Genomic DNA, 8,187 nt, shown 5'->3' with positions numbered 1-8,187 from the left:
GATTCCGGCAGTCTGGGCCTACAACCGTTTCGCCACCCGGGTTGAGCGTGTGGCCTTGCGCTATGAAACCTTTCTCGAAGAGTTCTCTTCGGTGCTGCAACGTCAGGCCCACACTGATGATTGAGGCGACGATTCCGCATCCCCTGAAGGTTGCGCCAGTTGCTTGGGGTTGTTCCAGGAACCCCGAGGGGTCCCGATCCGCGTTGCATGTCATGAAGCGTTTCAAGCCCGCCGAAAGTTTCGAGGTTGGAGTCGCCTGATGCAGTCCTATCGCAATCGCAAACGCCTCAAGCTCAATGCCGAGATCAACGTCGTTCCGTATATCGATGTGATGCTGGTTCTGTTGATCATCTTCATGGTTACCGCGCCGTTGATGAATCTCGGAGTCGACATCGAATTGCCGAAATCCAGCGCATCGGCGATCCAGAACGACAAGGAGCCGGTCATCGTCAGCGTCGACAAGGATGGCGCCTACTTCCTGACCATCGGCGCCACCGCGCGCGAGCCGGTTGATGAAGAAACCCTGGTCAACAAGGTTTCAGCTTTCGTACGCCAGAATCCGCAGGTGCCGGTAATGATTGGCGGCGATGAGCGCGTCGAATATGGACGCATCTATGCAGCCATGGTGCTGCTTCAGCAAGCCGGTGCGCCGAAAGTCGGGCTCATGAGCCAGCCAACGCAACCCGAAGGAAAGCGCTGAACCGCATGAAGGAGAGTCTTGCCGACAAGGCGCGCGCAGTCCTCTACTCACTGCTCTTGCATGGGCTGCTGATCGGTCTGATAGCGCTGGGCCTGCTGTGGACGACGCAATCGCGCACGGTGGTCATGCCTGGGCCGGTGATCGAGGCGAGTCTGGTCGGACCGACCAGCGCGCCGAAGCCGGCATCCAGCAAACCGCGAGCGAAACCGAGTCGACCCAAGCCTGTGCCACCCCCAGCCAAAGCCGAACCGGAAAAGCCGAAGCCGGATACGGTGCCACCGCCGGAACCCCCGAAGCAGGATCTGATCGAACAGCAGCAGATCGCCGCGATCGCCGCGCAAAAGGCGGAAGAAGCGAAAAAGGAGCAGGAAGAAAAGCGACGTCGCGAGCAGATTCTGCTTGAACAGGAAAAACAGGAAGCCGCGCGAGCGAAGGAGTTGGCTGAGGTGCGCAAGCAGCTCGCCGATGCCCAGAAAAGGAAGAATCTGGAGAAAGAGCGACTCAAGCAACTTCAGGACAAGCGTCTGGCTGATCAACAACAGGCCGAAAGGCAGCGCATGGACGAGTTGCTGGATCAGGAATCGAAACAGGCGCAAACCGGTGCCGGCGGCCAGGACAACGATCTTGAGGCACGCTACGCCGCTGCGATTCAGGCAGCCGTGACCCAGAACTGGAATCGGCCGGAGTCGATTCCACCCGGGTTGCGTTGTACCTTGTTGATCGTGCAGATCCCGGGCGGCGACGTGATTTCGGCGCGTGTCACCTCGCCATGCAATGCCGATGCCGCGGCGCGCATGTCGATCGAACAAGCGGTGATGCGGGCGGCACCCTTGCCTTATCGCGGCTATGAAAAAGTTTTCAGTCGCGAAATCACATTCAATTTCAAATACGATGGTCAAGGATAATTTTCAGATGAACAATCGAATCCTCATCCACCTCGGACTCCTCATGTTGTTGCTCGCTTGCAGCGGTGCAGCCATGGCGCAGGGTCTGAGCATTGACATCACCGATGGCAGTCGCACTGCCGATCCGGTGGCCGTGGTGCCATTTGCCTTCGAGGGCGCAGGACTTCCGCCGGAAACCGATGTATCGGAGATCGTGCGTGCCGATCTTGCCCGTTCCGGTAAATTCTTCACCCTGGCCAAGCGCGATATCGTCGAATTTCCGACCCGCGAGACCGAGGTCAATTACGCGACCTGGCGTTTGCTGAAGCAAAACTACCTTGTCGTCGGACGCATTGCCGATGCTGGCGACGGTGCCCTGCGCGTCGAGTTCGAGCTGTTCGATGTGGCTCGCCAGACACGCATGATCGGACTGGCCATCAGCGGCCAACGCACCGCCATGCGCGATGTCGCCCATCAAATCGCTGACCTGATCTATGAAAAAATTCTCGGTGTTCGTGGCGCGTTCTGGACGCGAATCGCCTATGTCACCTCCGTTGGACTCGGCCAGAACACCCAGTACGCGCTGATGGTTGCCGATTCAGACGGTTTCAATCCGCAAGTGGTCGTGCGCTCGCGCGAGCCACTGATGTCGCCGACATGGTCGCCGGATGGGCGAAAGCTTGCTTACGTCTCATTTGAGCGCGGCAATTCTTCGATCTACATCCAGGATCTGTCGACCGGCTCACGCGAACTGATTTCGGCTCTGAAAGGCATCAACGGCGGCCCGGCATTCTCCCCCGATGGCAGCAAGTTGGCCATGAATCTCTCCTTCGCCGGCAACCCGGACATCTACATCATGGATCTGGCGACCCGCAAAAAAGAGCGAATCACGAACCATTTTGCGATTGATGTGGAGGCCGCCTGGATGCCGGATGGCCGTAGCCTGATCTTTACATCGGACCGATCAGGTAAACCGCAGTTATACGAGGTGGCCGCGACAGGGGGCAATGCCACCCGCTTGACCTTCCAGGGCCAGTACAATGCACGTGCCACGATCTGTTGCGATGGCAAGAAAATCGCCATGGCACAGGGTACTGGAAACGTGTATCGTATTACGGTTTTTGACCGCGCTACAGCTAGTTACAGCGAAATATCGCCGGGCAACGTGGATGAGTCGCCCAGCTTCGCTCCAAACGGCAGCATGCTTATATACGCAGCGACAGAAGGACCTCGCGGCGTGTTGTACGCGGTCTCGGCCGACGGTCGGGTGAGGCAACGACTGGTTCTCGCTGATGGTGATGTGCGCGAGCCGGCATGGGGTCCATTCCGCCAACGTTAATCGTCGCCAGAAACAATACCTGATCAATGGCATGAAAATGTCAGCGCTACTTTCCACTGAACCCGCAGCAACCATAACAACCGATGTAGGGGAACACAGAATGAACAACGCAACCCGAATCCTTTTTTCCGTCATGCTCGTCGCCGGTGTTTCCGCCTGCGCCAAGAAGGCGGTCAAGCCGGCACCGGAGCCGGCGCCAGAACCGGTCACGCAGCCACAACCGGTTGTTGACACCGGACGCTACAAGGTTGGTGATCTCGATACCGATTCCTGCCTGCGCCAGCGCGTGGTCTATTTCGATCTGGATCGCACCGAAATCAAGCCGGAATTCAGCGCGCAGATCACCTGCCACGCCGAGTACCTGCGTCAGTTCCCGAATGCACGCGTGACCCTCGAAGGCCATGCCGACGAGCGCGGTACCCGTGAGTACAACCTCGGCCTGGGTGAGCGTCGTGGCAATGCCGTGCAGAGCGCCCTCAGCGCAGCCGGCGCTTCGATGGGTCAGCTCAACGTCGTCAGCTACGGCGAAGAGCGTCCGGTCGATCGCGGCCATGACGAATCAGCGTGGTCGAAGAACCGCCGCGTCGAAATCGTCTATACCAGCGCGAACTGATGTTTCTCAGCGACTCCCGCGTCAGCTTCAGCATCGCAGCAGCGGTCTTCATGACCGCTGCTGCTTTCGCGCAGCCGGCCCATGCCGATCGGCTCAGTCTTTCCGAGCGCGTCACGCGTCTCGAGCAACAGGCTTCGGGCGGGCAGGGAAGTGTCGAACTGGTCAATCAGATCCAGGCGCTGCAATCGCAGATCCAGGCTCTGCAGGGGCAGGTCGAAGAACTGCGCCATCAGCTTGGCCAGGCCCAGCAACGTGCCAAGGATCAATATATCGATCTGGATTCGCGAATTGGCCGTATTGAAGGGACCCGCGGCGGTGCGGTAGCCCCGTCGACGGCAACTGATCCCAATCAGGATGCAGGATTGCAGGATATCCAGCTTGGAAATCCGGCAACGACTGATTCCTCAGCAACTAGCTTGACCCCGGAAGACGAGAGTCTGGCTCCCGTTGATCCCTCGACTTCGAGTGGAAGCGCGGATAGCGCCATGACTGCGCTCGACGATCAGGCTGTGCCAGTCGATCCGGAAGCGGAAAAGCGCAGCTACGACGAAGCCTTTGCAGCACTCAAGGATGGCCGCTATTCGGAATCCGCACGCCGCTTTCAGGCCTTCATCGACCAATACCCAAACGCTGACCTGACCGGCAATGCCTACTACTGGCTTGGCGAGTCCTACTACGTCACCCAGAATTACCGCGTCGCACTGGATACCTTCAGCACCTTGCTCACGCGCTTTCCGCAAAATCAGAAGGCACCTGATGCCTTGCTCAAAACGGGCTATTGCCAGTACGAGCTCAAGCAATGGGATGCCGCCGAGCGCACCTTGAACAACGTGATTACGGTCTATCCGAACACCACGGTTGCGCGACTTGCCCAAGGTCGCTTGCGTGCGCTCCAGTTAGAAAATCGTCGCTGAGCGAGCTGCTGGATCGTTGTTGCCCGTGACCATTCCGAAAAACGATTCGACGCCGGCCTCAAGCCGGCGTCTTCGTCTGACCGAGATTTTCTTCTCGCTGCAGGGCGAATCCGACAGCGTAGGTTGGCCGACCGTGTTCGTCCGCCTCACTGGCTGTCCGTTGCGTTGCGTATGGTGTGATACCGAATATTCGTTTCATGGCGGTCAGTGGCACGAGATCGACGAGATCCTGGCGACGGTCGCCGGATTCGGCGCGCGACATGTTTGCGTCACTGGCGGCGAGCCGCTCGCGCAGAAGCGTTGTCTGACGTTGCTTGAGGCTCTGTGCGATGCAGGGCATGAGGTTTCGTTGGAAACGTCGGGCGCTCTCGATATCTCCGAGGTGGATCAACGCGTGCGCAAGGTCATGGACCTCAAAGCTCCCGGTTCCGGTGAGGTGGCGCGAAACCTGTGGAGCAACATCGATCATCTGCAAGCGCATGATCAAATCAAGATTGTCCTCGCCGATCGCGCTGATTACGACTGGTCCATCGCCAGAATCAACGAATATGATCTGACCTCGCGTTGCCCGGTCCTGTTGTCGCCGGTCCAGGGAAAACTTGCGCCGCGGGATCTGGCTGACTGGATAATCGAGGATCGATTGCCAGTGCGCTTCCAGATGCAGTTGCACAAGTTGCTCTGGGGTGATCAGCCAGGGCGCTAGGCCTTGCGGCTGTCAGCAGTGAGCGCCTAGCTGTTTGCGGGATAGGGGCTGTTGATTGGGCACAGCGACTACGGTTGAGGTTTGAGAGTCGGGCGGGGCAGATGCACCGCAAGACGTTTTTCAAGTGTCTTGGTAGCGTGAGCCGCGTTTGACATGGAAGCAATGTAGCTGCGGTTGCCGAAATTTTTCGTCGTCCCCGCGCAGGCAGGGACCCAGTGACTTTGCTTTGTTTGATCAGGCGCGGGGGTCGCGCAAACGGTCACCGCAGGTTTGGATCAAATCAACAAGCACGGTGTCATGGCGCCTCAAGCAAACCTCTGCTTCTGGATAGGCCCAAGCTTGGGTCCAGGACGCAAATGCAATGAATCATGAGAGGAAATCATGAGCAATAATTCAAACAAGCCAGCCGTCGTGCTGGTGTCAGGCGGCATGGATTCGGCGGTCACGCTGGCGATCGCACGTGAGCGAGGCTTCGCCTGCTACGCGCTCAGCGTCGCTTACGGCCAGCGCCACAGCTCGGAACTGCTGGCGGCCGCCAAGCTCGCCAGCAAGCAGCAGGCGATTGCCCACAAAACGGTCAGCGTCGACCTGCGCTCAATCGGAGGCTCGGCCCTGACCGCGGACATCGATGTCCCGGAGCAGGGCGGTGACGGCATTCCGGTAACCTATGTGCCGGCACGCAATACGATCATGTTGTCGATCGCGCTTGGCTGGGCCGAAGTGATCGGAGCCAATGACATCTTCTGCGGCGTCAATGCGGTCGATTATTCCGGCTATCCCGATTGTCGACCTGCATTCATCGAGGCGTTCGAGAAATTGGCGAATCTGGCGACCCGATCCGGCATTGAAGGCAGCGGAATTCAGGTCCACGCGCCACTCATGAGCATGAGCAAAGCTGATATTGCACGAGAAGGGCTCCGACTCGCGATCGATTTCTCGGAAACCGTTTCCTGCTACAGCGCAGACGACGAGGGCAGGGCTTGCGGACACTGTGATGCCTGCCGTCTCCGTGCGGAAGGGTTCGCCAGCGCAGGAATTTCTGACCCGACCCGCTATCGTTGAAGCGAATTTGTCGTTAAACTTGGCGGTTCGCGTGCATGACACTCGATCGGCCCGGACACGAACGCGATCGAGACACGTGTCGTCTCTCAGCGGAGATGGAGAGTGATTGGTTTGAGGCTTCGATGTGGTTTCGTCGCAGTCCGGCCCTCACCCCGTGCCCTCTCCCGGTGAGGGGGAGTGATCGTCGCGCTTTGCGCGACAGCGGTATTGAAAAGAGACGGGCCGTTAGCTCAGCGGTAGAGCAGTGGACTTTTAATCCATTGGTCGAAGGTTCAAATCCTTCACGGCCCACCATTCAATCCACCGAAGTGATTGATCATCCCTGTGTCTCAGAAATCAGCCGAGTTCTTGAGCTGGAATTTCACCCGGATCTGCTGAACGCCATCCTGGGTTTCGACCTCCCGCACCCAGCCGAATTTCCCCGCTTCTGTTGATCGTCGCCGTTGATCAGTCGTCACCAGTGGATCGTCTGCAAGGAAAACTTTCGGTGCCCACTGGCGGCCGAAATCGCTTGTTTCGAGCGTGAAGTGAATATGTGCTCCTTCACGACCCATGTGATCTGCAGCCGGTCGAATCGTCTGAAATTGAAATCGTCCGTCCGCCCCTGTTCGTGCCCAGCCCTGAAGCCTCCAGGTCGTCAGTGCGTCGTCATTGAGCCCGAAATCGAAGCCTTTGTTGTCCCTGTGGTAGGCGTGAACCACCACGCCTTCAGCCGGCTTTCCCTTTGCACCGAAAACCTGGCCGAGGATGACCATTGGCCTGCCAGGCTCGCTCTCTTTGGCAATTCTGCCGTTTGGCGTCATCGCCTGCGGCCGACTTTGCTGCGCCTCATTCCAACTTTTCAACCAGGACGGATCTGCTTGGGCCCAGCTTGCCAACGGGGCGCATGCCAACGTCAAAACGATAGCAGCACCAATAAAGGTCAATCGGTCACTTTTCATGATGGTTTGTCTCCAAAAGCAGATAGGAACCCGTGTGTTGCTCGTCAAACGCATACGCTGCGCACCGGCCCAAATGCATCAGGCAAGATGCTCCATTCCGCCTGGCAATTGCACCCATGAGTGTTGATGCTCCTCAAACACAGACACTTCAGGCTGTGGGAAGTGAGGATCCGCGAAAGCGCCGATCGGCACAGTAATAAATCCCGATAGCGCATCAAGTTGCCAAGCCACTGTAGAGCCACAGTCCGGGCAGAACTGGAATCGAACGGCATTGCCGCTCTCAGCGATACGGACATATTCCTTGCTCCGACCCGCTACTCTCACTGCGCCAATTTCGAACCTGGCCCGGGCACCGAATGGGCTGCCCGTGCGTTTCTGGCACGCGAAACAATGACAAATCGAATTGCGAACAGGATCGCCGTGCGTTCGGACGACCAGATTTCCGCAGCTGCATGTCGCTTGACGGTCTGACATCACGCCAGGCGACCAGTCAGGCGGCGCCATGCGATCCGCCGAATAGTCGGTCTGCTGCTTTTCGACCGCGCTCAAGTCCTTCTTCGGTGAGCCAGACAGATTTCGCTTTGCGATTCGGATCACCAATGAGGCCTTGCTCATGCAAGGCATCCATTACATCAAAGCTGAAACCCTTTTAGGCACGACCACCATCAAAGCTGAATGCAGCAAGCAGTGCGAGGACAGCTTCCTCAATCTTCGTTTGATCATAATTCACCGAGGGCACCTCACTTCGCGGGCATCGACTGTGACGGAAAGCGTAACTGTTGCTGCGTTCACGGCTGGCTTTCACGGTTTCTAAGGCTCGAGGTAACAGGCGCAAAGACCGCGTAGCGGATTTGTGTCCGGTTGACCGGATAGTTGGACGAAGCCGCTACGCGGCAAAAAAGGCGCAGCTCCGCGGGAATATAAAATGTAGCCTCACACCCCCGTTTCCGGGGGACATTCGACCAAGAATTGATGAGGCTACCTGATCATGAAAACAGCACACGCACCAGACTTCAAGCAGCAGTATGCAT

The 8,187-nt window shown here is 58.0% G+C and carries 10 protein-coding genes, 1 tRNA gene and 1 pseudogene; 9 read left to right on the top strand and 3 right to left on the bottom strand.

The features are described 5' to 3' along the window. From VFN25_RS07450 to VFN25_RS07410, 9 genes and pseudogenes are all read left to right on the top strand, one after another. Positions 1 to 124, top strand: a pseudogene (locus tag VFN25_RS07450) (protein TolQ); the annotation flags it as partial. A gap of 135 nt (positions 125 to 259) precedes the next feature. Next, positions 260 to 700 (top strand): protein TolR, encoded by a 441-nt coding sequence (gene tolR / locus VFN25_RS07445; RefSeq protein WP_325140414.1) that lies wholly within the window; start codon positions 260 to 262, stop codon positions 698 to 700. 5 nt (positions 701 to 705) lie between these two features. Next, entirely contained in the window at positions 706 to 1,605 is a 900-nt protein-coding gene (gene tolA / locus VFN25_RS07440; protein WP_325140412.1) for a cell envelope integrity protein TolA, read from the top strand. Positions 1,606 to 1,612: 7 nt separating this feature from the next. Further along, positions 1,613 to 2,923: a Tol-Pal system beta propeller repeat protein TolB gene (gene tolB, locus VFN25_RS07435; protein ID WP_325140410.1), complete on the top strand. Its 1,311-nt coding sequence runs from the start codon at positions 1,613 to 1,615 to the stop codon at positions 2,921 to 2,923. Positions 2,924 to 3,023: 100 nt separating this feature from the next. Continuing rightward, complete coding sequence (gene pal / locus VFN25_RS07430) at positions 3,024 to 3,536, top strand: peptidoglycan-associated lipoprotein Pal (protein WP_325140408.1); 513 nt, start codon at positions 3,024 to 3,026, stop codon at positions 3,534 to 3,536. After that, positions 3,488 to 4,450, top strand: coding sequence for a tol-pal system protein YbgF (gene ybgF / locus VFN25_RS07425; protein ID WP_325140405.1), 963 nt, complete (start codon positions 3,488 to 3,490; stop codon positions 4,448 to 4,450). Before pal ends, ybgF begins: the two co-directional genes overlap by 49 nt. A 25-nt stretch (positions 4,451 to 4,475) precedes the next feature. Continuing rightward, positions 4,476 to 5,153, top strand: coding sequence for a 7-carboxy-7-deazaguanine synthase QueE (queE, locus tag VFN25_RS07420; protein ID WP_325140403.1), 678 nt, complete (start codon positions 4,476 to 4,478; stop codon positions 5,151 to 5,153). Positions 5,154 to 5,534: 381 nt separating this feature from the next. Then, entirely contained in the window at positions 5,535 to 6,215 is a 681-nt protein-coding gene (queC, locus tag VFN25_RS07415) for a 7-cyano-7-deazaguanine synthase QueC (RefSeq protein ID WP_325140401.1), read from the top strand. A 219-nt stretch (positions 6,216 to 6,434) separates the two neighbouring features. Beyond that, positions 6,435 to 6,509, top strand: a tRNA-Lys gene (locus VFN25_RS07410). 35 nt (positions 6,510 to 6,544) lie between these two features. Here VFN25_RS07410 and VFN25_RS07405 read toward each other — a convergent pair. The 3 genes from VFN25_RS07405 to VFN25_RS16810 form a co-directional block, all read right to left on the bottom strand. Then, a complete protein-coding gene (locus VFN25_RS07405; protein WP_325140399.1) occupies positions 6,545 to 7,156 on the bottom strand; it encodes a hypothetical protein in 612 nt (203 codons plus the stop codon). Between the two features lie 78 nt (positions 7,157 to 7,234). Continuing rightward, on the bottom strand, positions 7,235 to 7,630 hold the full coding sequence (locus VFN25_RS07400) for a GFA family protein (RefSeq protein WP_414648892.1): 396 nt from the start codon (positions 7,628 to 7,630) through the stop codon (positions 7,235 to 7,237). A gap of 16 nt (positions 7,631 to 7,646) precedes the next feature. Next, positions 7,647 to 7,784, bottom strand: a complete 138-nt coding sequence (locus VFN25_RS16810) for a DUF6429 family protein (protein ID WP_414648891.1) — start codon at positions 7,782 to 7,784, stop codon at positions 7,647 to 7,649. Positions 7,785 to 8,187: the final 403 nt, after the last annotated feature.

The organism is Dokdonella sp. (assembly GCF_035703485.1).
Classification (GTDB): domain Bacteria; phylum Pseudomonadota; class Gammaproteobacteria; order Xanthomonadales; family Rhodanobacteraceae; genus Dokdonella.
This window is presented reverse-complemented; position numbering and strand designations above follow the sequence as displayed.